The sequence below is a fragment of the Nocardia terpenica genome (genome assembly GCF_013186535.1).
GTDB lineage: Bacteria > Actinomycetota > Actinomycetes > Mycobacteriales > Mycobacteriaceae > Nocardia > Nocardia terpenica.
Map to the genome: position 1 here is coordinate 1,993,654 of NZ_JABMCZ010000003.1, position 23,386 is coordinate 2,017,039.

21 protein-coding genes are annotated in these 23,386 nt (G+C 67.7%); 10 read left to right on the plus strand and 11 right to left on the minus strand.

Annotated elements, in window-relative coordinates:
* Window positions 1-3: 3 nt before the first annotated feature.
* Window positions 4-2,352 carry a bifunctional salicylyl-CoA 5-hydroxylase/oxidoreductase gene (locus tag HPY32_RS30760; protein ID WP_171983124.1) on the plus strand — a complete coding sequence of 783 codons (2,349 nt, stop codon included), beginning with the start codon at window positions 4-6 and terminating at the stop codon, window positions 2,350-2,352.
* Window positions 2,353-2,594: 242 nt separating this feature from the next.
* Entirely contained in the window at window positions 2,595-3,491 is an 897-nt protein-coding gene (locus HPY32_RS30765) for an MBL fold metallo-hydrolase (RefSeq protein WP_067578088.1), read from the plus strand.
* A gap of 230 nt (window positions 3,492-3,721) precedes the next feature.
* Here HPY32_RS30765 and HPY32_RS30770 read toward each other — a convergent pair whose 3' ends face one another.
* Window positions 3,722-3,979, minus strand: a complete 258-nt coding sequence (locus HPY32_RS30770) for a hypothetical protein (protein ID WP_156673863.1) — start codon at window positions 3,977-3,979, stop codon at window positions 3,722-3,724.
* A 157-nt stretch (window positions 3,980-4,136) separates the two neighbouring features.
* Here HPY32_RS30770 and HPY32_RS30775 point away from each other — a divergent pair, with 157 nt between their 5' ends.
* The 4 genes from HPY32_RS30775 (at window position 4,137) to HPY32_RS30790 (ending at window position 7,162) form a co-directional block, all read left to right on the plus strand.
* Complete coding sequence (locus HPY32_RS30775; RefSeq protein WP_156673864.1) at window positions 4,137-5,012, plus strand: helix-turn-helix domain-containing protein; 876 nt, start codon at window positions 4,137-4,139, stop codon at window positions 5,010-5,012.
* The gene (locus HPY32_RS30780; protein ID WP_082870567.1) at window positions 5,009-5,218 is read left to right on the plus strand and encodes a DUF397 domain-containing protein; all 210 of its coding nucleotides are present in this window, start codon (window positions 5,009-5,011) and stop codon (window positions 5,216-5,218) included. Before HPY32_RS30775 ends, HPY32_RS30780 begins: the two co-directional genes overlap by 4 nt.
* 91 nt (window positions 5,219-5,309) lie before the next feature.
* A complete protein-coding gene (locus tag HPY32_RS30785; protein ID WP_082870568.1) occupies window positions 5,310-6,854 on the plus strand; it encodes an HNH endonuclease signature motif containing protein in 1,545 nt (514 codons plus the stop codon).
* Window positions 6,851-7,162 (plus strand): DUF397 domain-containing protein, encoded by a 312-nt coding sequence (locus tag HPY32_RS30790; RefSeq protein ID WP_082870569.1) that lies wholly within the window; start codon window positions 6,851-6,853, stop codon window positions 7,160-7,162. Before HPY32_RS30785 ends, HPY32_RS30790 begins: the two co-directional genes overlap by 4 nt.
* A 22-nt stretch (window positions 7,163-7,184) precedes the next feature.
* Here the strand turns inward: HPY32_RS30790 and HPY32_RS30795 are convergent, their stop codons facing one another.
* The 7 genes from HPY32_RS30795 to HPY32_RS30825 form a co-directional block, all read right to left on the minus strand.
* Window positions 7,185-8,825: a DUF6461 domain-containing protein gene (locus tag HPY32_RS30795; protein WP_067578095.1), complete on the minus strand. Its 1,641-nt coding sequence runs from the start codon at window positions 8,823-8,825 to the stop codon at window positions 7,185-7,187.
* Between the two features lie 114 nt (window positions 8,826-8,939).
* The gene (locus HPY32_RS30800; protein ID WP_156673865.1) at window positions 8,940-9,983 is read right to left on the minus strand and encodes an agmatine deiminase family protein; all 1,044 of its coding nucleotides are present in this window, start codon (window positions 9,981-9,983) and stop codon (window positions 8,940-8,942) included.
* Between the two features lie 62 nt (window positions 9,984-10,045).
* Entirely contained in the window at window positions 10,046-10,522 is a 477-nt protein-coding gene (locus HPY32_RS30805; protein WP_067578099.1) for a hypothetical protein, read from the minus strand.
* 22 nt (window positions 10,523-10,544) lie between these two features.
* A complete protein-coding gene (locus HPY32_RS30810; protein WP_197696334.1) occupies window positions 10,545-12,302 on the minus strand; it encodes an ABC transporter ATP-binding protein in 1,758 nt (585 codons plus the stop codon).
* 28 nt (window positions 12,303-12,330) lie between these two features.
* Window positions 12,331-13,281: a dimethylarginine dimethylaminohydrolase family protein gene (locus HPY32_RS30815; RefSeq protein ID WP_067578101.1), complete on the minus strand. Its 951-nt coding sequence runs from the start codon at window positions 13,279-13,281 to the stop codon at window positions 12,331-12,333.
* Entirely contained in the window at window positions 13,278-14,024 is a 747-nt protein-coding gene (locus tag HPY32_RS30820) for a phosphatidylserine decarboxylase (protein WP_067578103.1), read from the minus strand. Before HPY32_RS30820 ends, HPY32_RS30815 begins: the two co-directional genes overlap by 4 nt.
* A gap of 474 nt (window positions 14,025-14,498) precedes the next feature.
* Window positions 14,499-15,446, minus strand: coding sequence for a LysR family transcriptional regulator (locus HPY32_RS30825; protein WP_067578105.1), 948 nt, complete (start codon window positions 15,444-15,446; stop codon window positions 14,499-14,501).
* A gap of 96 nt (window positions 15,447-15,542) precedes the next feature.
* Between HPY32_RS30825 and HPY32_RS30830 the strand changes: the two genes are divergently transcribed.
* From HPY32_RS30830 to HPY32_RS30840, 3 genes are read left to right on the plus strand one after another with little or no spacing between them, the layout of a single operon-like run.
* On the plus strand, window positions 15,543-16,604 hold the full coding sequence (locus HPY32_RS30830) for a maleylacetate reductase (protein WP_067578107.1): 1,062 nt from the start codon (window positions 15,543-15,545) through the stop codon (window positions 16,602-16,604).
* The gene (locus HPY32_RS30835) at window positions 16,601-17,476 is read left to right on the plus strand and encodes a hydroxyquinol 1,2-dioxygenase (RefSeq protein ID WP_067578109.1); all 876 of its coding nucleotides are present in this window, start codon (window positions 16,601-16,603) and stop codon (window positions 17,474-17,476) included. Before HPY32_RS30830 ends, HPY32_RS30835 begins: the two co-directional genes overlap by 4 nt.
* Window positions 17,473-19,239, plus strand: coding sequence for an FAD-dependent oxidoreductase (locus HPY32_RS30840; RefSeq protein WP_067578111.1), 1,767 nt, complete (start codon window positions 17,473-17,475; stop codon window positions 19,237-19,239). Before HPY32_RS30835 ends, HPY32_RS30840 begins: the two co-directional genes overlap by 4 nt.
* A gap of 201 nt (window positions 19,240-19,440) precedes the next feature.
* On the opposite strand, the gene HPY32_RS30850 is transcribed toward HPY32_RS30840, so the two are convergent.
* The 3 genes from HPY32_RS30850 to HPY32_RS30860 are packed head-to-tail and all read right to left on the minus strand — an operon-like array spanning window position 19,441 to window position 22,209.
* On the minus strand, window positions 19,441-20,229 hold the full coding sequence (locus tag HPY32_RS30850) for an ATP-binding cassette domain-containing protein (protein WP_067578113.1): 789 nt from the start codon (window positions 20,227-20,229) through the stop codon (window positions 19,441-19,443).
* 4 nt (window positions 20,230-20,233) lie between these two features.
* The gene (locus HPY32_RS30855) at window positions 20,234-21,190 is read right to left on the minus strand and encodes an ABC transporter permease (protein ID WP_067578115.1); all 957 of its coding nucleotides are present in this window, start codon (window positions 21,188-21,190) and stop codon (window positions 20,234-20,236) included.
* Window positions 21,187-22,209, minus strand: a complete 1,023-nt coding sequence (locus HPY32_RS30860) for a sugar ABC transporter substrate-binding protein (RefSeq protein WP_067578117.1) — start codon at window positions 22,207-22,209, stop codon at window positions 21,187-21,189. Before HPY32_RS30860 ends, HPY32_RS30855 begins: the two co-directional genes overlap by 4 nt.
* Before the next feature lie 103 nt (window positions 22,210-22,312).
* Between HPY32_RS30860 and HPY32_RS30865 the strand changes: the two genes are divergently transcribed.
* Window positions 22,313-23,317 carry a LacI family DNA-binding transcriptional regulator gene (locus HPY32_RS30865; protein ID WP_067578120.1) on the plus strand — a complete coding sequence of 335 codons (1,005 nt, stop codon included), beginning with the start codon at window positions 22,313-22,315 and terminating at the stop codon, window positions 23,315-23,317.
* The last annotated feature ends 69 nt before the right edge of the window (window positions 23,318-23,386 follow it).

The window sequence follows — 23,386 nt, forward strand, 5'->3', positions numbered from 1 at the left end:
TTTATGCGTATTGCTGTGATTGGTGGAGGCCCGGCGGGGCTGTACTTCTCTGCCCTTATGAAACAGCTCGATCCGGGGCACGAGATTACGATCTGGGAGCGGAATGCCCCGGATGACACGTTCGGGTTCGGGGTCGTGTTCTCCGATGAAACCCTCGGTGGCATAGAGCATGCCGACGAGGGCGTCTACCGTGCCATGTCGGATCGGTTCGCGCGCTGGAGCGATATCGATATCCACTATCGCGGCGAGGTGCGCACCTCCGGGGGGCAGGGGTTCGCGGCCATGAGCCGGAAGGAACTGCTGCACATCCTGCAACAGCGCTGCCTCGACCTCGGCGTGACGATTCATTTCCGCACGCCCGCACCCGATGTCGACGAGCTTGCGGCCGCCCACGATCTCGTCCTCGCCGCCGACGGGCTCAACTCCGCCGTGCGCGCTCGCCACGCCGACGTCTTCCGCCCGAGCCTGGATCGCCGCCGCAACAAGTATATGTGGCTGGGCACCGATCGGGTGTTCGAGGCATTCGAATTCTTCGTCCGGCACACCCCGCACGGCGTCATGCAGGTGCACGCCTACCCCTACAGCGCCGAGGCCAGCACCTTCATTGTCGAGATGCACGAATCGGTCTGGCGGGCAGCGGGTTTCCCGGCCTTCGCCGACCGCGAGTTCGCGCCGGGCGAGAACGACGACAAGTCCATCGCCCTGCTGAGCGAGCTGTTCGCCGCCGAACTGGACGGACATGCCCTGCTGGGCAACAACTCCCGCTGGATCGAGTTCACCACCGTCCGCAACGAGCGGTGGCGGCACGGGAATACGGTCCTGATCGGCGATGCCGCCCACACCGCGCACTTCTCGATCGGCTCGGGCACCAAACTGGCCATGGAGGACGCCCTCGCCCTCGCCGCCTGCCTGCACGAGAACGATTCCGTGACAGCGGGATTGGACGCGTACGAGGCCGAGCGGCGGCCGGTGGTCGAGTCGGTGCAGCGCGCGGCGCAGGCCAGCCTGGAGTGGTTCGAGAACATTCGCCACTACACCGGCCAGCATCCGGACCAGTTCGCCTTCAACCTGCTGACCCGCAGCCGTCGCATTACCTACGACAACCTGCGGCTGCGCGACGAGGGCTTCGTCGAGGCGATGGACGGCTGGTACCTGTCCGCCCAGCACGAGACCGGCGACCCCCGCCCGCCGATGTTCTATCCCTTGCGGCTCAAGGGCGTCGAGCTCCCGAACCGCATTCTGGTCTCGCCGATGGACATGTACTGCGCCGTCGACGGCGTCCCCACCGACTTCCACCTGGTGCACCTCGGCGGCAAGGCGCTGGGCGGCGCGGGCCTGGTGATGACGGAGATGGTGTGCGTCTCGCCGGAGGGCCGGATCACCCCCGGCTGCGCGGGGATCTACACCTCGGAACAAGAGCAATCCTGGTCCCGCATAGTCGATTTCGTCCATTCCCAGTCTCGCGCCAAGATCGGCATACAGCTCGGCCATTCCGGCCGCAAGGGCGCGACCAAGGTCATGTGGGAGGGCATGGACGATCCGCTGGACAGCGGCGGCTGGGAAACGGTGGCCCCCTCGGCCATTCCGTACGGCCCCGGCAGCCGCACCCCGCGCGAGATCACCCGCCCCGAAATGGACGAGATCACCGCCCAATTCGTGCGCGCCGCCGAAGCCGCGGCCCGCGCCGGATTCGACCTGCTCGAATTGCACTGCGCCCACGGCTATCTGCTGTCGTCGTTCCTGTCCCCGCTGTCGAACCGGCGCACCGACGAATTCGGCGGCCCCCTGGCGAACCGGCTCCGCTTCCCGCTGCGGGTATTCGACGCCATCAACCAGGTGTGGCCCGCCGATCGCCCACTGTCCGTGCGCATTTCGGCCACCGACTGGGCCGAGGGCGGCAATACCGTCGACGACGCCGTGACCATCGCCCGCGCCTTCGCCGACCACGGCGTCGACGTCCTGCACATCTCCTCCGGGCAGGTCGTCAAGGACGAGCGCCCCGCCTTCGGCCGCAGCTACCAAACCCCCTTCGCCGACCGAATCCGCCAGGAGATCGGAGCCCCCCGCAATATAGCCGTGGTAGCGGTAGGCGCGATCTCCTCCTACGACGACGTCAACTCCATCCTCCTGTCCGGCCGCGCCGACCTGGTAGCCATCGGCAGAGCCCACCTCTGGAACCCCCACTGGACCCTCCACGCCGCCGCCGACCAGAACCACCCCATCGACTGGCCCACCCCCTACCGAGCAGGCAACCGCAAACCCCCCACCGGCCGCACCGACGGCCCACCCCCACGCCTCCAATTGATCCGCACCGCAACCACTCCAGAACCTTCCCGCCGCTGGACCCCATAACCCACCGCCCCCACCTGCCATCAGTCTCCCCCCTGATCCCAGCGTGCTCACCCCCTGATCCCGGCGTGCTCACCCCCTGATCCCGGCGTGCTTTTGGCCGGGATCCTCCGCAAGATCCCGGCCAAAAGCACGCCGGGATCAGAGGTTATCTGGGCGCGGGATCACTGGTGATCTGGGTGGGATCACCAGTGCCCAGAATCCCGGACCGGTACCCTCTGAACATGTGTATAGCCTGCTCAGGCATGCTGGCCATGACCTCCGGGAGTGCGCCGCCCGACGCCTTCCCCGCCGGGGCGCCCCAACCCGGCTGGCTCGGCACCGCCCCGGTCGGTGCGACGATCACGTGGACCGGGTGCGCGGGCTTCGTCTTCGCCGCCGGTAATACGCGAATCGCGTTCGACCCGTTCGTCAGTAATCCCGGCCTGATCGCCACGTTATTGCGACCGGCGAAGCCGGATTCGACCCGGATCCGCCGAACATTCACCGGCATTGCGGCCGCCTTCGTCGGCCACTCGCACTACGACCACGCGATGGATGTCGCCGAGATCGCCCGCGCAACCCCCGAAACGGTGATACACGGCAGCGAGACGACGGCGGAACTCTGCCGCCGCCAAGGGATTCCAGACAATCAGCTGAAGGTGGTAGCCGATGGCGAGCGGGTGACGGTCGGCCCGTTCACCATCGAGGCCGTAGCGTCGCGCCACGGCGTAGTGCCCCTCGTCTCCCGCTTCGAGCCCGCCGGAATGCCCCCGAAGGGCATGCCCCGCAGCCCGATCCGCTGGCCGAAGGGCGACGTCTTCGCCTACCGCCTCGAGTTCGCGGGCCTGACCATCCACCTCCACACGAGCGCCGGATTCGACAACGACGCCTTCGCCCGCCAACAACCGGCCGACATCGTCATCCCCTGCCTGGCCGCCCGAGCCGCCACCCCGAGGTATTTCGAACGCCTCGGCGAACAACTACGCCCGAAGATCCTCATCCCCTGCCACCACGACAACTTCTTACGCTCCCTCGATACACCCCCGAAACCCGTACCCCAACTGGACTGGCCGGGTTTCCTCACCGACATCGATAGGTTGAACAACGCCTACGGCACCAAACTCGTCCAACTCCCACGCGGCGTCGCGGTTCCATTCTGACCGGCACCACGATCGACGCCGATCAAGGCGTGAGCCACAACCGCTCACACGGGAGCCGCTTCGGTGGATGTGGTTGGGGGACCGCCCCGATGGTGACCGAGAGCGCAGGGTGATGGCTGTTGCGCCACGCGCGGAGGAAGTTGGTCGCCGCCGCCGGGCAGACGAGGAAGGCGAACGGCAAGTCCGCGTACATGATCCGGACACAAATATCCGGCTCTGTCGACGTCACCTCACGACCCCAGTCTGCCGTAGTCGAATGCATGCGCCGCCAACACATTCCGGCCGAGCCTGGTGATCTCGTACCGGCCCGGTCGCGCTCCGGTCGTGATCAGGCCCCTGTCGGCGAGGTTCGCTACGGCTTGGCGGGTCTTCCAAGTCGTGAGGCTGGCGGCGATCTTGATCTGCCGCTCGGTGAGCATGCCACCGCAGTTCAGCACCCGCAGGACACGCGCCTGAGCTATCGAAAGTCTTCCGTGTTGCTGAGACATGGCGATAAGGTTGCGCGCGTCGGATAGGGCGTGAGGTCTCTGTCGGTGGGTCTGTATGAGTAGAGGCGAACGCCCAGCATGATTCCCGGGAGCCACCTAGGCTGTGTCTCGAGCTGAGAAACAGCAGGTGCACCGGTTGAGAGAGCAGGGGGCACGGATGCCGAGCAAGGCGAATCTCAGCGGAACCACACTGCGGCGTCGGCAGGTCGGCCGAGCACTGCGGGACGGGCGGCAGGAACTGCGCCTAACGCTCGATCAGGTCGCGGACGTCACCAGGATCAGCCGATCGACGTTGAGCCGGATCGAACTCGGGCAGTACGAGAAGGTCAGAGACATGGAAGTGGAGTACCTCGGGCGGTACTACGGCCTGCCGGAGGCTCGCATCAAGTATCTGAAATCTCTTGTCTGCAAGGACGAGACGAAGGTCTGGTATCAGGACTACCGGCAGCTGATCGTCCCAGGTTTCGGCACCTACCTCGAGTTGGAGTCCTTCGCAACGGACTTCAAGTTCTATCAGCCGATAGTGATTCCTGGCCTGCTCCAGACCGAGCCCTACGCCCGAACCTTGGAGCAGATTCATCGTGCGGGCGGCCCGATCGAAGAGATCAACGCGGCTGTGGAACTTCGGATGCAGCGGACCAAACTTCTCACACGGGCGCACATGCCGGTCCGAGCGGAGTTTCTGCTCCAGGAAAACACGCTGTATACCCTCGTCGGGTCTCCCGCGATCATGCGCGCTCAGCTGCTGCACATAGCCGATCTGAGTACGCGCGACAACATTACGGTCCGTGTCGTTCCGTTCACGGCTGGCCTCCCGACCGGAAGCGTGACACCGCCCCATATCCTCCTGGACTTCCCGGAGAACGAGCCATCCATCGTCTACACCGAAGCCGGTATCGGCGCAATGGTCTTCGAGGACACCGAGGACGTAGAGCGCTTTCGGGCGTTCCATGAAACCCTCCGTCGCGCGGCACTGGAAGAACAGCCGAGCAGAGATCGGATCAGAAAAATAGCAGGGAGATACAAGCAGTGATCGTTGACCTATCCGGAGCACATTGGTTCAAGTCGTCGTACAGTGCCGGTGGAAGCGAATGCGTCGAAATAGCCTGGCTCCCAACAGCCTACGTGGGCGTTCGGGACTCCAAGGACCCCACCGCCCCGGCTCTCGTCTTCGCCCCCGCCGAGTGGGACGCTTTCACTACAGCCATGCAAGACGGTGAATTCAACGGTCCGCGATAGCGCACCCGTTGCCCTATGCGACACGCCCGAATGTGTTGGTAGGCAAGGGATTTTGCTAGCGTGTCGGTGTGGGGGCGGATATAATTCGAATATGCTTTCGAAATCCGATGCCATTGTAGACCCCTCCGTGGAGGCGGCACTATGTGCATTGGAGGCCGGAGCGGGCCAAGTGTCGAAAGTGCGCACCGATGCATTATCGAACCGAGATCGACTGACCATGCTGCGACGGGTCGAAACGGTGCTGCGAGCCCTCCCCGCCGTCGGCCTGGAACTAGTGTCACAGATGAACGAACAATGGGACACAAGCGATTTTTCCACCAACAACCTGGTCGATACCCTCGCCGACGGATTGCGGATCACCCCCGCCGAGGCACGCGCCCGCTGGCGAGCCGCAGACGACCTGGCCCATCACACCAGCTTTACCGGCGAAGTCCTCCCCCCACCTTTGCCCGCCACCGCGCAGGCGCAGGCCGAGGGCGCAATCGGCCCGGCGCACGTAAAAATTGTGCGTGACACCATAAACCACCTGCCCTGCACCGTCGACGCCGGTACGAAGGCACAGGCCGAGGCCGAACTGGCCGACCACGCCACCCGCCTGCGGCCCGACCAGTTGCGCAAGGTGGCCGACAAGCTCGAGGCTTTGATCAACCCCGACGGTACCTTCAACGATGCCGACCGCGCGCGGCGTCGCTCGTTCACCCTGGGCCGTCAAGGCCCGGACCTCATGAGCAAATGCACGCTGGTCGCGGACCCGGAGCTGCGCGCCTACCTCGAGGCCGTCCTCGCCAAGTATGCCAAGCCGGGCGTCTGCAATCCTGATGACGAGAAGCCTTGTGTAGAAGGCGATCCCGGCCAGGACGCTGAGCTACGCGATCCACGTAGTGCCGCGCAGCGCCAGCACGACGCGCTGAAAACCATACTGCGCGACAGCATTGCGTCCGGGCGTCTTGGTCAGCATCGTGGACTGCCGGTCACGGTCATCGTATCGATGACACTGCGCGAGTTGGAAAGTGCCGTCACCGCAGTCGATCCCGAATGTGGGGGCATTGACATGTCCGGGCCGCCCGTCGCAACCGGCGGCGGGGCCATGATCCCGATTCGCGATGCACTGCGCCTAGCGTCGCACGCCCACCACTACCTGGCGGTCTTCGACAACCATACCGGCCGCCCCCTCTACCTGGGCCGCAGCAAGCGAATCGCCACCGCCGACCAGCGCATTGTCCTGCATGCCCGCGACATCGGCTGCACCTACCCCGGGTGTACCAAACCCGGATACCTCTGCCAAACCCATCATCGCACCGAATGGTCCGACGGCGGCCCCACCGACGCCGACCAACTAACCTTCGTCTGCGAACCCCACCACCGCACAATTGGTACCACCCCCACCGACTGGCGCACAACCACTCCCCACCCCGGCCACCCCAAAGCAGGCCGCACCCACTGGATCCCACCATCCCACATAGACCCCGCCCAACACCCCCGGATGAACCATTACCACCACCCGGGCGAATACCTGGCGCCCGCACCACAATCCGACACCCCCTGCCCAGGCCGCACGGGCTCGAGTCACCGCGCTACGCTGAAACAGCCGAGCGGAGCTCGGATCAGAGAGACGGCAGGGAGATCCAAGCTGTGATTGCTGATCTGTCCGGGGCGCATTGGTTCGAGTCGTCGCACAGCGGCGATGGAAACGAATGCGTCGAAATAGCCTGGCTCCGAACGAACCGCGTAGGTGTCCGCGACTCTAAGGGGGCGTCCGAGAATAAGTTGCGGTCGCTGACCCGCGTCGTTCGAGGCAGCGGGACCGCCACCAAGTTCGAACCAGCTACTTATTCTCGGACGACCCCTAAGAACCCCAGCGGCCCCGCCCTCGTCTTCGCCGCCGTCGAATGGGATGCCTTCACCGCCGCCATGCAGGACGGCGAATTCAACCACCCCCGGTAGCACACCAGTCCGTGGCTTCGATTCAGCCATCCCTCAGCTGCTTGCGAAACTCCTTCCGCCACTGGGGATCCTGGCGCAGGACCACGACCAAGCCCAGGGCGTCGCGGACCGGCAGGGTGAGCGCGTCGGTCAGGGCGCGGGCGGCCATGGCGCGGTCCTGCCAGACGAACTGGTCGTCGGGGTCGGGGTGGATCGCCCGGGTCTCGGCGTGCACGCGGCGCAGCCGCAGGCCGAGGGCGGAGTCGTCGCTGACGCCCGGGCGGTCCTCCGCGCTCAGCAGGGGTAGTGCGTCGGTGACCTCGGGGTAGCTGTCGAGTCCGGTCTCGGCGGCCAGGGCCGACATCTGGGTGGCGAGTACGCGGCGCAGGCGCTCGGGCGGCGCGGCGTCGACCAGGGAGGCGAACCGGTCGGGCACGGGTACCCGGGAGTTGTTGTCCGGCAGCAGGGGAAGGATTCGCGCGCTGTCGAGTTCCCCGCCGAGGCCGGGTGGTGGCAGGGGGATGCCGCAGCCGCGCACGACCGCGGCACACACCGCCAGCAGTCGTTCTCGGTGCTGCTCGGGTGTGAGCTTCTGATCGGGCGTCGGCACACCGCTGACCACGCACTGCCGGTCCGGATCCCAACGCGCCGCCCATTCGTCGTGCGGCGGCAGACCGGGGAAGACCTCGAACGGGTCGCGGGCGCCGTCGGGCAGGACGGCGGATCGGGTGTCGTACCTCGTCACCAATTCGCCGTTGTCGAAAAGGGATACCGAGGTCGTGCCGGTCTCGTTCCCATAGCTGACGGAGACCGTGCGGGTGCCACGGGACACCCGTCGCAGCACCTCGTCGCGCGTGCCCTCGAAGCCGTAGAGACCTTCCTCGCTGCCGAATGCCCAACCGTCGTGGGTTCCCGCGCGGACCACCGGCAGTAGCGCGCCACGGTTCTGCCGCTGGTTCGGCCCTGCTGCCTCCTTCCGCAACCGTGGGCGGTGGGTCTCGGGCAATGCGCCGAACCGGCGCAGTAGCTCGGCCTCGTCCAGGCCCTGCGCGAAGGTCAGGCAGAAATCGTCGTATCCCTTCGGCCAGGTCTTCTTCGGGGCGGCGTGGGAGGTCGTCCGGCGTGGCGTGGCAATGACCGGGTCGGCAGTGGCGAGCAGGGACCGGGGCTCGGGTCGTGGTTCGCGAACGAACTCCCACAGCAGCATTCCGTCGTCGATGACAGGCGCATACGAAAGTCCCACCGTCATAACGGTTCCGCCCTCCAGGGCGTCGGCGACCTCCTCCAAAAAGGCTGCGAGGCTTCCCCATTCCCCGAAGCTCGCGCCCTCGCCCTCCACTTGGTTGCCCACCGCGCCGAACGACTCACCTCGACGGCAGTCGACGACCAGCGTGTCCACACTGACGTTGCGGGCGAAGGTGACGAAGTCCTCGCCCATCATCCGGCCCGAGGAGAGGATCTCGGCGAGGGAGTAGGGCCGATAGCCGGGAAAGCTGAAACTCCCCTCCCCGGAGGAGATTCCGTCGTGGTGCCGGAGATACGCGACCAGATCCGCGGGGAACTTCACCCTCAGCTCGGCGGCTGCGGCACTGACAGCCTCCTGTGAGGCTGGCGGGCGCAGCGATGCGAAGGTGCGCGGCGCGTGCGCGGACAGCCAGGAGTCGATCCGTCGCCAGGACTCCATCACGGCAGGACGGCGGTGGTGTCGCCGGTGCGGGTGACGGCGATCATAGCGAATCACTCCTTCTACCAATGGGTTCCTTCGGAGTGGAACAGTCGCATGCGCGGATCGCATACCTCAAGGCCCCGGCTCCGGTGCCTTGACACGCGGAATGACCTGTGAACCCATCGTTTCCACCATGGGCTGCTGCTGGGTGGCGCAGTGGATGCCCCCGCCGCCCTCGGCGAGGGTGTCGATGTAGACCGGCACCACCTCCCGGCCCGGGTAGCAGTCCGCGAGCAGTCCGGCGGCGCGGCGGTCGGCGGTGCGGTCGCCGAAGGCCGGGACGAGGACCGCGCCATTGAGGACGTAGTAGTTGACGTAGGAGGGAAGGAAATCCGCTCCCCGATTGCCGACCTTGTCCCCATCCGGTTCCACCACGTCGATCACCTCGAGGCGGTGCCCGTCGGCGTCGGTGACGGCCGTCAGGATCTCGCGGTCCCTGCGGTACAACCGGATTCGGTCCACCCCCGCACCGCGACCGGGCTTGTTCAGCAGCACCACGCCCGGCCGTGCGAAGCGGGCCATGGTGTCGACGTGGCAGTCGGTGATGTCGATGCCCGCAATCCCCGGCAACCAGAGCACCTTTCGCACGCCGAGCACCGCACACAGGTCCGCCTCGACCTGCTCGCAGGTCCGGCCCGGATTGCGGTTGTCGTTGACGACGGCGCTCTCGGTCACCAAAAGTGTTCCCGCCCCGTCGCATTCGAGATTGCCGCCCTCGGTCACCAGCGTGGTCTCGATGCGGGGCAGACCATAATGGGCGAGCACCCGCCGGGCGACCCGGGCGTCCCGGGCGTGAATCTGTTTGCGGCCCCACCCGTTGAAGTTGGTGTCCACTCCGGCGAGCCCGGCCTCGGTGACCACGAAGGTGGGGCCGGTGTCGCGCACCCACAGGTCGTCCACCGGGACCGCCAGCACCTCGACCCGCGGCCCGCAGGCGTGCCGGACCTCCTCGACGTGCGCCTCGCAGGCGAGCATGACCACGGGCTCGTAGCGCGAGATGACCTCGGCCAGTCCGGCCACGTCTCGGCGCACCTGTGCCAGATCCGCGCGCCAGACCCGGCGACGCGCGGGCCACGCCATGAAAGTCCGGGCGTGCGGGTGGTTTTCGTCCGGCATGCGCACCCCGGGCGGTCCGAGGGCGCGGCGGGGCTCAGGGGGGACGGGTGAGTAGGCCCGCATCAGGCTACCTCCAGTGGTGCGAAGATCTTGTGGTGCCGCCGTTTCCAGGCGACCCAGGTGGGCGACGGATATCGGCGTGGCCCGTACCGGTGTGCGCGATCCAGGGCGGGCAGCAGGCCGCCGTCGGCGGTGAAGAGGCGGTCGCGCGGCCAGCAGGAGCGGCGGAATGCCCAACCGCGACCGGGTATTTCGATCAGGTATCGGTTGGCCTGGTGGGGTGAGATGTCGTAGGGAAGCCGCTCGAGGGCGGTGCGGTGCGGTTCGCCGACCGAGGTGGTGAGGTAGTGGTCGTGCCACGACGCGATCGCCCGCAGCTCGACCGCGCTGGGACGGGCGGCGGCGGGGTCGGGGAGTACGACCGCGCTGATGTAGCAGAACGTCAATACCGTGTCGCGCACCAGCGGAATTCGCAGCCGCTCGGCGAGGTCGTCACGGCACGCCAGATCGGGGAGGAAGGGTCGGTAGTCGTAGCTCATGCTGAATTCCCTTGTGCCGTGGTCAGTCCCGAGGCGTGACGGCGGCCAGCTCCCGGTAGACCGGATCGGAATCCAACAGGGCCGAGTGCGACCCCACCGACCGCACCCCGCCCGCGTCCAGCAGGACCACCTGATCGGCCTCGGCGGCCACCGAGAACCGATGGGTGACGGCCAGCACGACCCGGCTCAGCGCCTGGTGCGCAACGGAATCCAGCAGCGTGCGCTCGCTGACCACGTCCAGCTGCGAGGTGGCCTCGTCCAGCAGCAGCACGTCCGCACCGCGCAGCAGGGCCCGCGCCACGGCCAGCCGCTGCCGCTGACCGCCCGAGATCGCCACCCCGCGTTCGCCGACCGGCGTGTGCACCCCGTCCGACAGCGAGGCGATCCACCCGTCCAGGGCGACGGCGCGCAGCGCGCCCCGCATGTCGACGGCGTCCGGATCCGGGACGCCGTACAGGATCGCGTCCCGGATGGTGTCCCCGAGCAGGGGAGCTTCCTGCTGGACGTAGGCGAGTCGCCGACGCAGCTCGTCGCGATCCCACTCGCGCACGTCGATGTCGTTGAGCAGCACCCGGCCCCGGTCCACGTCGACGAACCGTTCGATCAGGCTGAGCAGTGTCGTCTTACCGGTGCCCGAGGATCCGACCAGGACCGTGAGACCCCGCTCGGCCACGAAGCTCACGTCCCGCAGCACGGGCCGATCGCGGTAGCCGAACCAGACGCCGTCGAACCGCACCCGCGGCGCCCGCTCGTCGCCGCGGGGCTGCCCCGCGGCGCGGGTCTTGGTCGGCATCTCCGCCGCCTCCACCGGCAACGCGTGCAGCGCCTCGATCCGCCGCACGGCGGCGAGGCCCTCGGCGACCTCGACCACCGCGAACGACAGCGTATCGATCGGCTCCCGCAGGAACGTCACATAGAGCAGGAACGCCACCAGATCGCCGACACCGATACTGCCGGTGGCCATTCGGGCGCCGCCGAACGCCAGCACCGCGAGGAAGGTGACGTCCACCGAGGCGGCGGCGATCATCTCCAGGACCGCCTCGGCCCGCACCGCGCGGCGGCCCGCCCGGAACGCGGCCTCGGCCTCGGCGCAGGTGCGGTCCGCCTCGGCCCGCTCGGTGCCGGACGCCTTGACCGTGCGGAACGCGATCAGCGCCCGGTGCAGGAACGAGGTCATGGCGGCGACCCGTTCCTGCCCCTGCTCGGTCGCCTCGCCGACGCGGCGCCCGGCCACCTTCTCACCGAGCGTGGTGATGGCCAGCACCACCACGACAACGGCGAGCATCGGCAGGTCGATCGTGCCCATCAGAACCAGCGCCGCGGCCACCGCGAGGGGAGCGGTGGCGGCGTGCACGAGGGCGCCGCCGACCGTGTCCTCCAACAGGGTGGTGTCGCTGCCCACCCGGGACAGGAAGTCGCCGACCGGTCGCCGCTCGACGGTGTCCACGCTGGTGCCCAGTACCCGCCGCACCAACCGGCTGCGCAGGTCGGTCACCAGCCGCAGGGCGCCGCGACCGAGCAGGAACGTGCAGACGCCGGACAGCGCCACCGCGACGACGGCCAGCCCGCACAGCACCAACAATGGCCGCAGCAGGCTGCCTCCGATCGTCAGTTGGTCGAGCACCCACCGGGCGATCAGCGGCTGGGACAGCGCGGCGGCCTCGGCGATCAGTTCCAGCGTCATCATCACGGCGAGAAAGCCGCGCATGCTCCGCACGTAGCTCCACAGGACGCGCAGCGATCCGCTCGACCCGTCCGCGTGGTCCCTGATGTCGGTCACGGTCAACCCCTCGATTCACGCTGCGGGATCACAGCAACGGGAACGTGTAGGAGTACCTGTTGAGGTGCATCACCATGCAGGACAGCAACGCGCCGCCCTTGTGGTATTCGCTCAGGTTCACCAGGGTCAGTTCGAAGGCGAGTTCGTTGGCGATGTCCTCCAGTTCCCGGTTCTTGGCCAGCTCCTCGCTGTAGTCCTTGCTGCCCGCCTTGAGATCGTGGATGTGGGAGGCGTTGATGATGGTGTTGTGCAGGCGAACCGAGTTGCACAGCCCGGAGTAGGCGGCGTCCGCGGAGACCTCGATGATGTCGGTGTACTTCTCCAGTTCCTCGATCTCCTCGTCCTCGAACATCTCCGTGCACACCAGCGTCTGCTCCCGGGTGATGGGGAATACCGAGCAGTCCAGGTGGTAGAGATACGGATCGGTCTCGGCGAGCTTGACGATCTTCATGTCGAAGGTGCGTTCCATCCAGTCGTAGGTCTCGCGCTCGGAGCGCAGCCCGTAGCCGCCGACATACACGTTGTCGTGCAGATGCTTCAGCTCCGCCTCGCCCTCGAACTTCGTCTCCGGAACGTGGACCTGATAGCCCATCGACTCGAAGAACACCCGGCCGACCTCGGTCTCGCCGACCCGCGGCGGGGAGGTGAAATTCGACAGCACAACGGTTTTGCGGTCCGGCAGGTGCTCGAGCACGATGCCGAGGTTGGCGGTGAAGACCAGATCCTGGAGTCCGGTCGTTCGCGGCGTCGGCAACAGGTAGACCAGTCCCTCGGCGGCGAGATAGCTGTACAGGTCGAGGAACTGCACCATTGCCTTGCGCGCGTTGGGTTCTCGTTCGGCCCCGGTCAGCTCCTCCATCCAGATGTTGTTGGCCACGTCGGTGGAGAACGAGAACGGCGGATTGAGCAGGTACGCGGGCCGGTCCAGTTGCGTCGCGTTGATCGGCTGGACCGCGGGGGCGGGGGCTGTGGTGGTCATGACGGGTTCTCCTCGGTTGATTGGGTCTTGGCGCAGATGCGCACCAGTGGGTCGATGCCACCCTCGACGTGGTCGCCGACCTGCCACAGCGGCGCGAAGGTGTGGGTGTGCGACAGCGGAATGATCAGGTCCACCTGTGAGCCGTAACGGATTTGGGAGAATCGTTGACCCTGCTGGACCGGCTGGTTCTGCTTGAGCTCGAACGGGGTGATCGAGTCCACGTCGTAGTCGGCGATCTGGAGGATGTAGTAGGGCTGGTGGAGTTCCGGGACGTCGACACGGTTCACCATGCGCTGGTTCTGATGCAGGTACTCGGCCTCGTCGGTGGAGATCCGCAGCTGCTCGAGGATCGCCTTCTCGATCTCGAGCATGGGGCGGTTCTCGGTGTCGAGGGGCTCGAACTCGCGGTAGGACAGGCGCCCCGAGTACGGAATCCGGTTGATGTGGACGTCGTAGAACGTCATGAAGATGCCGATGACGAGACTGGTCCGGTCGTAGGAGTCGTCGCGCAGGGCCTCCCGCAGCGAGTACGGCCTGCCCTTGATGTCGACCAGGCTCTCGGTCGGTGCCACCACGCTCTGATAGACGACTATTCCGTCGGCCGGTGAGAAGAAGTACGAGGAGTCGACGTAGTCCGGTCGGCTCGGGTCGCGGAAGAAGTGATATTGGGACAGCCAGGAGATGGACTTCCCCTGCATTTCGCGTAGGTCCGTCGCTATCCATTCTTTCATGGTTTTGGACATGTTTCAGCACCCTCATTTTCCTATGCGGGACGGCCGAAAACACTCGGCCCTCTCGTGAACGGAGTGATACCCAGTGGGGGGAATATTTATTAATAAATATGCCGCTTATGCTTGCGGCACTGGTCGGTCGCTACGACTACGCGTCTCCGATCGTGGTTGAGTGCCAAAGGCACACACCTTCGATGCCAGTGCGGGAATTATGTTGCGACACATCGACTCTCGCGCTGGCAAGTCACCCGATACGTACGATACCACCGCATTTCGCCGAGAATGAGAACCCGGTGGCGATTGCGCGAAACAGCGCATAGGGGTTTCCGGCGGATCCGGGTCCGGATTCGTTGCATTACGCACAATCTCCCGGATATGCGCGCTCTCAGGGATTTCACAGCGCCCGCACGGGAAACCGGTGCTTGTCGGAAATCCGCCAATTCCGGCAGAACCACCGAATGGTGTGATGTGATCGGCGGATTCCAACTAGGCGGGATCGTCATCGCGTCCCCGGCTGGGCGCCAACTCGGGCCCGAGGACGTCCGGCTCCGGCGTCGACAACGCCAGGCGCAGGAAATACGCGGCGGGCGGGGAGGGTGCGGCGTCGCGTCGCCACACCACCGCGGTCTCGACCGCGGGGACATGCCGGGCCAGCGGCGCCAGCGTCACCGCGGGCCCGCACAGCGTTCGCAGCGAGGCGGGCACCACCGAGACGCCGAGCCCCGCCCCCACCATCGCCACCACCGTCGACAGCTGCGCGACCTCCCGCAGCGCCGGATCGATTGCCGCACTTCGGCAGATCTCGATCAGATGCCGATGCAGCCCGCCCCACGCCCCCGGCGCGGGCGCGAAGAATTGCTCGTCGGCCAGGTCCGCGGGGTCGATCCGCTCGCCGCGCCGCGCCAGCGCTCGCGGCAGCAGGGCGAGCAGCGGCTCGCGGTGGATCACCGCGAAATCCAGTTGCGGTTCGCGCACCGGCATCGCCGCGGGCGGCGGCAGCGCGACGATGCCGAGTTCGTTGCGGCGCAACCGAACCGAGTCGAGCACCGCCTCGCCCGCCGCCTCCGCGTAGTCCAGCGCCACCCGCGGCCGCGCCCGCCGATACCGCGCGAGCAGTCCCGGCAGCACCCCCCAGCCGGAGTCGAAGGCCAGCGCCAGCCGCCCGGCCCGCCCGTCGCCCAGGTGGCGCACCGATTCCGCGACGCCGTCGATATCGGCGAGCACGCGGCGCGCGTGCAGCAGCAGATGCCGCCCGGCGTCGGTGAGGTCGACCCCGCGCCGGTGCCGGTGCAGCAGCCGCACCCCCAATTCCTGCTCCAGCCGGGCGATCTGGGCGGTCAGGGGCGGCTGGGTCAGATGCAGCCGCGCCGCGGCCCGGGTGAGCGACCGCTCCTCGGCCACGGTCACGAAATACCGGAGCTGCCGCAGATCCATACCTCATGGTATGGCTGTGCCAGCAAATACGTATTGGACATATACCTACCGGTGCGACACTGTCGACACAGTGGTGTGGGTCACGGAGGTGGATGGGTGCGGGAGTTCGGTTACGAGGCGCTACCCGGTCGCATCGTCTTCGGTCCCGGCGTGAGCCGTTCGAGGCTGCCCGCCGAGATCGAACGCCTGGGCGCGACCCGGCTGCTGGTGGTGACCAGCCCCGATCGGCAGCGGCACGCCGCCGACCTGCTGGACGCGCTGTCGGACCGGATCGCCGCGGTATTCACCGGCGTGCGCCCGCACGTCCCCGCCGAGGTGGCCCGCGCCGCCCGCGAGCGCGCGGCCGCGGCGAACGCCGACGCCGTGCTGAGCATCGGCGGCGGTTCCACCACCGGAACCGCCAAGGCGATCGCCCGCGGCACCGGGCTGCCCATCGTCGCCGTGCCCACCACGTACGCGGGCTCGGAGGTCACCCCCGTCTGGGGCATGACCGAGGACGGCCGCAAGCAGACCGGTACCGATCCGCGGGTGCTGCCCCGCGTCGTCGTCTACGATCCCGATCTGGTGCGCTCCCTGCCCGAAAAGCTGGCCGCCGCAAGCGGTTTGAACGCCATGGCGCACTGCGTCGAGGCGTTCTGGGCGCCGGGCCGCAATCCGATCAGCGCCCTCGCCGCCGAGGAGGGCGTGCGCGCACTGGGATCCGGCCTGCGCGCCCTCGCCGACTCGGCCGATGCCGCCGAAAGCCTGCTCTACGGTGCGTATCTGGCGGGCTCGGCGTTCGCGGTGGCCGGTTCGGGCCTGCACCACAAGATCTGTCACGTGCTGGGCGGCGCGTACGACCTGCCGCACGCGCGGACCCACGCCATCGTGCTGCCGCACGTGCTGGCCTTCAACGCCTCCGGCGCGCCGGAGGCCGTCGCCCGCATCGGCCGCGCGCTCGGCGACGCCGAACCCGTTGCGGCCCTGCGTGATCTGGCGAAGCGGCTCGGCATTCCCGCCGGTCTGCGCGATCTCGGCGTCACCCGCGCCCAACTCGACGACGTGGCCGACCGCATCGCGGCCGTGGTCCCGCCGGACAACCCCGTCCCCGCCGACGCCACCGCCGTGCGCGCCCTGCTCGCCGCCGCCTGGTCCGGCACCCCCGAGGAGAACTCATGACCGATCGGCCCACCCGGGAACGGCTCGTCACCGACGAGGTCGTGGCCAGCTTCGCCGACACCCCGTCGCCCCGGCTGCGCGAGGTGCTGCAGAGCCTCGTCCGGCACCTGCACGGCTTCGCCCGCGAGGTCCGGCTCACCGAATCCGACTGGGAGCAGGGCATCGAATTCCTCACCCGCGCCGGACATCTCACCACCGACAAGCGGCAGGAGTTCATCCTGCTGTCCGATGTGCTCGGCCTGTCGATGCTCACCGTCGCCATCAATGCCGCCGAGGACGACCGGGCCACCGAAGCCACGGTGTTCGGGCCGTTCTTCGTCGACGGCGCACCCGAGGTCCCGCTCGGCGGCGATATCGCGCACGGCGCGAAGGGTGAGCCCTGCTACGTCGACGGCGTCATCCGTTCCACCTCCGGCGATTCCGTGCCCGGCGCGCGAATCGACGTGTGGGAGGCCGACTCCGACGGCTTTTACGACGTTCAGTACGAGGGCGATCGCAGCGCGGGGCGCGGGTGGCTGCGCTCGGGGGCGGCGGGGGAGTACCGGTTCTGGTCGGTGCTGCCGTCGTCGTATCCGATCCCGCACGACGGACCGGTCGGCGACCTGCTGCGGGCCGCCGAGCGCAGCCCGATGCGCCCGGCGCACCTGCACTTCCGGGTCACCGCGCCCGGCTACCGCACGCTCGTCACGCACATCTTCGTGGCCGGAGACCCGCACCTGAAGGACGACGCGGTCTTCGGCGTCAAGGACAGCCTCATCGTCGAGGCCACCCGGTACCCGGCCGGGACCGCGCCCGACGGCACCGGGCGCGACCGGCCCTACTACCGCATGCACTTCGACATCGTGCTCGCCCCGCAGGAGCATCGACCATGACCACACCCGACCGCGATACCGAAACCGATGTGCTGATCGTCGGCAGCGGCCCCGCCGGTGGCGCGGCCGCGCTGGCGCTGGCGACCCTCGGCGTCGACCACCTGGTGCTGACCAAGTACCGGTGGACGGCCAACACCCCCCGCGCGCACATCACCAATCAGCGCACCATGGAGATCTTCCGCGACCTGGGTATCGAGGAGGATGTGCGGGTGCAGGCCACGCCGCATCATCTGATGGGCCAGACCGTGTTCTGCACCAGCCTCACCGGGGACGAGCTCGGCCGGGTGCGCGCGTGGGGCACCCATCCGGCGCGCGAATCCGATTACGTGCAGGCCAGTCCCGTGCTCAACTGCGATATTCCGCAGACCCTGCTGGAGCCGATCATCATCGGGCACGCGGCGTCTCGCGGCAGCCGCATCCGGTTCGACACCGAGTATCTGGGCCTCACCCAGGACGCCGACGGCGTCGACGTGCGGGTGCGCGACCGGATCACGGGGGCCGAATCCACCGTGCGCGCCCGGTATGTCATCGGCGCGGACGGTGGGCGCAGCACGGTGGCCGACGATATCGGGCTGCCGTTCGAGGGCCGGATGGATATCGCCGGGAGCATGAATATCGTGTTCCACGCGGATCTTTCGCACCTGGTGGAGCACCGGCCCAGCGTCCTGTACTGGATCTTGCAGCCCGGCGCGGATGTCGGCGGGATCGGGCTCGGGCTGATTCGCATGGTGCGGCCGTGGAACGAGTGGCTGATCGTGTGGGGTTACGACATCGCCCAGCCGCCACCGGAGGTCGACGACGAGGCCGCCACCCGCATCGTGCACCAGCTCATCGGCGACGACACCGTGCCGGTCACCATTCGCTCGACCTCGCTGTGGGGCAACAACAAGATGTACGCGACCGCCTACCGGGCGGGCCGGGTGTTCTGCGCGGGCGACGCCGTGCACCGGCATCCGCCGTCGAACGGCCTCGGCTCCAATACCTCGATCCAGGACGCCTACAACCTGGCGTGGAAGCTCGCCTATGTGCTGAAGGGGACCGCGGGCGAGGGGCTGCTGGACACCTACGAGGCCGAGCGGGTGCCGATCGGACGCCAGATCGTGTTGCGCGCCAACAAGAGCATCGAGGAGTTCGGGGCCATCTTCCGGGCGCTCGGCATCGATGACACCACCGACCCGGAGACCATGCGGGCGGCCATCGCCGAACGCCTCGACAACACTCCCGCCGCCGCCCGCAAGCGCCGTGACCTGCGTGCGGCGTTGGAGCTGAAGGACTACGAATTCAATGCGCACGGTGTGGAATTGGGGCAGCGCTACTCCTCCACCGCGGTAGTGCCCGACGGCACCGCCGAACCCGAGTACACCCGGGACCCCGAGCTGTACTTCCACCCGACCACTCACCCGGGGGCGCGGCTGCCCCATGCCTGGCTCGGCACCGCCTCCGGCCACCGCGTCAGCACCCACGATCTGTGCGGGCACGGCGGATTCGCCCTGCTCACCGGCATTTCCGGCGAGCCGTGGCGCGAGGCCGCCGCCATGGTGGCCGACAAACTGGGAATCCCCCTCGCCGCCCACATCATCGGCCCCGGCCGCACCCACACCGACCTCTACGACGACTGGGCGCGCCTGCGGGACATCGAGGAGGACGGCTGCGTCCTGGTCCGCCCCGACCTCCACATCGCCTGGCGGGCAGGAAGTTTGCCCGCCGACCCGGGGCGGGCCCTGCTGGAGGCGCTCAGTTCGGTGCTGTCCGTGTCGGTCTAGCGAGGTCCCGGCCAAAAGCATGCCGGGACCAAGAGACGTTCCGGCATGCTGATCTTCTTATGCCCCGGCATGCTGGTCTTCTTATGCCCCGGCATGCTGGTCTTCTTATGCCCCGGCATGTTGGTTTTCTTATGCCCCGGCATGTTGGTTTTCTTATGCCCCGGCATGTTGGTTTTCTTATGCCCCGGCATGTTGGTTTTCTTATGTTCCCGGCATGCTTTTGGCCGGGATCCCCGACTCCAAATTCCCGGACGTGGCACCCGTAATCAACCCCACCAGCCGGTCCCCGTCAACCTCGTCGATCCGGTGCGCCGCGACCGATCTCCCGCGTCGCAGCACCACCACCCCGTCGCAGATCCGCATGACCTGCGCCAGGTCGTGGCTGATGATCAGTACCGTGATGCCCCGGTCGCGCAGGCCGCGGACCAGTTTCTCCACCGCGGCGGTCTCGCGGACGCCGAGGGCGGCGGTGGGCTCGTCCATGATGACCATGGCCTTGCCCCAGGCGACGGCGCGGGCGATGGCGATGCTCTGGCGCTGCCCGCCGCTCATCCGGCGCACCGTCGCCCGCACCGAGGGCACGTCGACATCCAGATCGCGCAGGATCTCCCCGCTGCGCGCGATCATGGCGCGGCGGTTGACGATTCCGAACGGGTACACCAGCTCCCGGTTGAGGAACAGGTTCTGCCACACCGCCAGATCGTCGATGAGCGCGAGATCCTGGTACACGGTCTCGATGCCCATCCGGCGGGCGTCCTCCGGCGAGCGCAGCCGGATCTGCTCGCCCCGGAACAGGATTCGCCCCGAATCCGGCGGCTGCACCCCGGTCAGGCAGCGGACCAGCGTCGACTTGCCCGCGCCGTTGTCGCCGACCAGCGCGGTGACCTCGCCCTCGGGAATGGTGATCGAGACCGAGTCCAGCGCGCGGACCGAATCGAAGGACTTGGTGAGCTCGTGTGCCTCCAGCAGAGGCGTCGAAGTTCCTGGCATCGCACTACTTTCGGAATCGGGAGATGGCGGCGGCCAGCAGCAGCACCGCCCCGACCGCGATCGGCTGGTAGTACTGCGAGATGCCGAGAATGGTGAACCCGTTGATCAGCGAGGTGAAAAGCACCGCCCCGCACACGGTTCCGAGTACCGACGCCTTGCCGCCGCTCAGCGACGACCCGCCCAGCACCACCGCCGCGATCGAACTCAGCAGGTAGGTGGTCTGCAACGACGGATCCGCACCGCCGTTGCGCGCCACCAGCATCACCCCGGCGACCCCGCACAGCAGCCCGGACAGGCAGTACGCGAGCAGCCGGATCCGGTCGACCGCGATACCGGTGTCCCGCGCCGCCTCCAACCGGCCGCCGGTCGCCAGCAGATGCGTGCCCACCCGGGTGCGGAAGATGATGCCCGCCACGATGAGCGCGGCCACCAGCGCCAGCAGCCAGAACCACCGCACCGGCCCGATGCCGTCGAGCGCGAGCCGTTGCAGGAAGCGGGAATTCACCGCGACGGTATTGCCGTGCGTGAGCAGCAGCGTGAATCCGCTGACCACACTGAGCGATCCGAGCGTGACCACGAAGTCGGTCATGTGCAGCCGCCCCACCAGCACGCCGTTGACGAAGCCGACCGCGAGCCCGCCCAGCACCGCCACCACGATGCCGACGCCGACCGAATACCCGTGGCTGGTCGTATAACCCAGCAGCGCCGCCGCCCACGGCAGGTTCGCGCCCACCGACAGGTCGATGCCGCCCACCACGACCGCGAACTGCTGCCCCAGCGCCAGCACGGTGAGAATCGTGGACGCCACCAGCAGATCGCCGATGTTGTCGACGGTCAGGAAGTTCGGGGTGGCGACGAAGAACGCCACCCACAGCACGACCAGCGCGATCGGGGCCGCGAATTCCGCTGTCTTGGCGATGATCTCGGGCCGACCCGCCCGATTGTCAACCGCTGCCGTCACTTGGTCAGCAATCCTTCCAGCGGGCTGTCGAACGGGACGATCGGCCGCGGGAACGCGGAGATCTGCTGCTCGACATTGTCTTTACCGATGAACGCGATGGGGGAGACCACCCGATCCGGAAGCTTCTTGCCCCGATGCAGCGCCAGGCAGCCCTGCACCGCGAGCTGTCCCTCCGCATAGGGATATTGGGTGACCGTGCCGTACAGGGTGCCCGCCTTGACCGCGTCCAGCGCGCCCTGGATGCCGTCCACCGAGATCACCTTGATCTGCCCGGTCCGGCCCGCGTTCTTGATCGCCTGTGCCGCACCGAGACCCATGGTGTCGTTGGCGGCGAAGATGCCGGTGATGTCCGGATGTGCCTTCAGCAGCGCCTCGGTCACCTGCAAGCCCTTGTCCTGCTCGTAGTCGGCGGGGGTGCGCTGCACGATGTCCAGCTTCCCGGCGACGGTCTCGCTGAAGCCCTGATCGCGGTTGATGCCGTTCTGCTCGCCCGCGATCCCTTGCAGCACGGCGACTTTCCCGGTGCCGCCGAGCGCCTCCAGCATCTTCTGCCCGGCCATCCGCCCGGCGTCGAGATTGTCCGAGCCGATGAAGCTCGCGTAGGAGACCCCGGCCTGCTGCGACGCCTTCGGATCGATCTGGGTGTCCAGGTCGAGAATCGGAATGTTCTTGCGCGCCACCGTCGTCAGCGGCGTGATCACATTGGTGGCGTTCACCGGGACGACGCCGAAACAGTCGTGCCCCTGCGCGGCCATCGTCGAGATCTGCGCGTTCTCGCCGTCCGCGTCGGTCTCGGACTGCCCGGCCTGCACTGTGACCCGCACGCCGAGCCGCGCGGCCTCCGCGACCGCGCCGTCGCGCAGCGCGGCCCAGTACGGATTGGTGAAATTGCGGGTGGCGATGGCGATGGTGAAGCCCCCGGACCCGGAGTGGTCGCCGCGACCGCAGCCGGCGGTGAGGGTGACGAGCGCGCTCACCAGAACCAGCGGTGCCAGGGCGCGGCGGAGTGGAACCTGCATGCGTATTCGACCTATCTGCCTCGAGATCAACTCGTGTTGTCAACACGTGTTGATGTGTAGTCTGTGACCCGAATCACGAGCTGTCAAGGGCAAGGAGATCTCGATGGCAGTCACGCGCGCCGATGTGGCACGGCTGGCCGGTACCTCGCCCGCGCTGGTCAGCTACGTGCTCAATGGCGGCCCGCGGCGGGTGGCGCCCGCGACGCGGGCCCGCATCGAGGCCGCCATCGCCGAGCTCGGGTACCGGCCCAATGTGTCGGCGCGCAGCCTGCGGATGAATCGCGGGCACGCGCTGGGCATGGTGATTCCCGACGGCGCGAATCCGTTCTTCGCCGAGCTGGCCGCCGGTATCGAGCTGGCGGCCTTCGCCCGCGGCTATCCGCTGTTCATCGGGAACGCCGCCGGGGACGAGGAGCGCGAGCGCGCCTACGTGCGCAGCTTCATCGATCGCAGAGTCGAAGGGCTGCTGGCGATTTCGTCGTCCTGGGGGACCGGCATCGCGGATGCCTGCGAGGCGGCGGAGATGGTCCTGGTGGCGGTGGACCGCGTCATCGATCCGCGGCGGTGCGCGCATGTGCTGTGCGATTCGGTGGCCGGGGCGCGGGCGGCGGTGGCCCACCTCGTCGAGCACGGCCACCGCGAGATCGCCTGCCTGAGCGGGCCGCACGTGTCGACCGCCGAGGACCGCGTGCTCGGCTACCGCGATGCCCTGGCGGAGGCGGGATTGCCCGAGGGGCGGATCGTGCGCACGGATTTCGGCGGGGCCGCCGGGTATCACGCGCTGCGCGAGCTGCTGCACGGAACACCCCACCCGACAGCGGTTTTCGTCACCAGCGACCTCCAGGCGATGGGCATGCTGCGCGCCGCCTACGATGCGGGCCTGCGCGTCCCCGACGATCTGGCCGTCATCGCCTTCGACGGCATCGAATACGCCCGCTACACCCGCCCCGGCCTGACCACCATGACCCAACCCACCCGCCGCATGGGCGAACTCGCCGTCGACCTGCTGCTGGAACAGATCGACAGCCATACCTCGCGGCCCGGGGTGGTGCGGCTGTCGGCCGAGCTGAAGACCCGCGGGTCGTGCGGTTGCTCCGACGAGTTCTGAGCGTGCGCTACCTCACACCGATTTCGCGCTTGCGCTCAAGCCGACTGTAGGTCATAGCGTTTCGCGGGT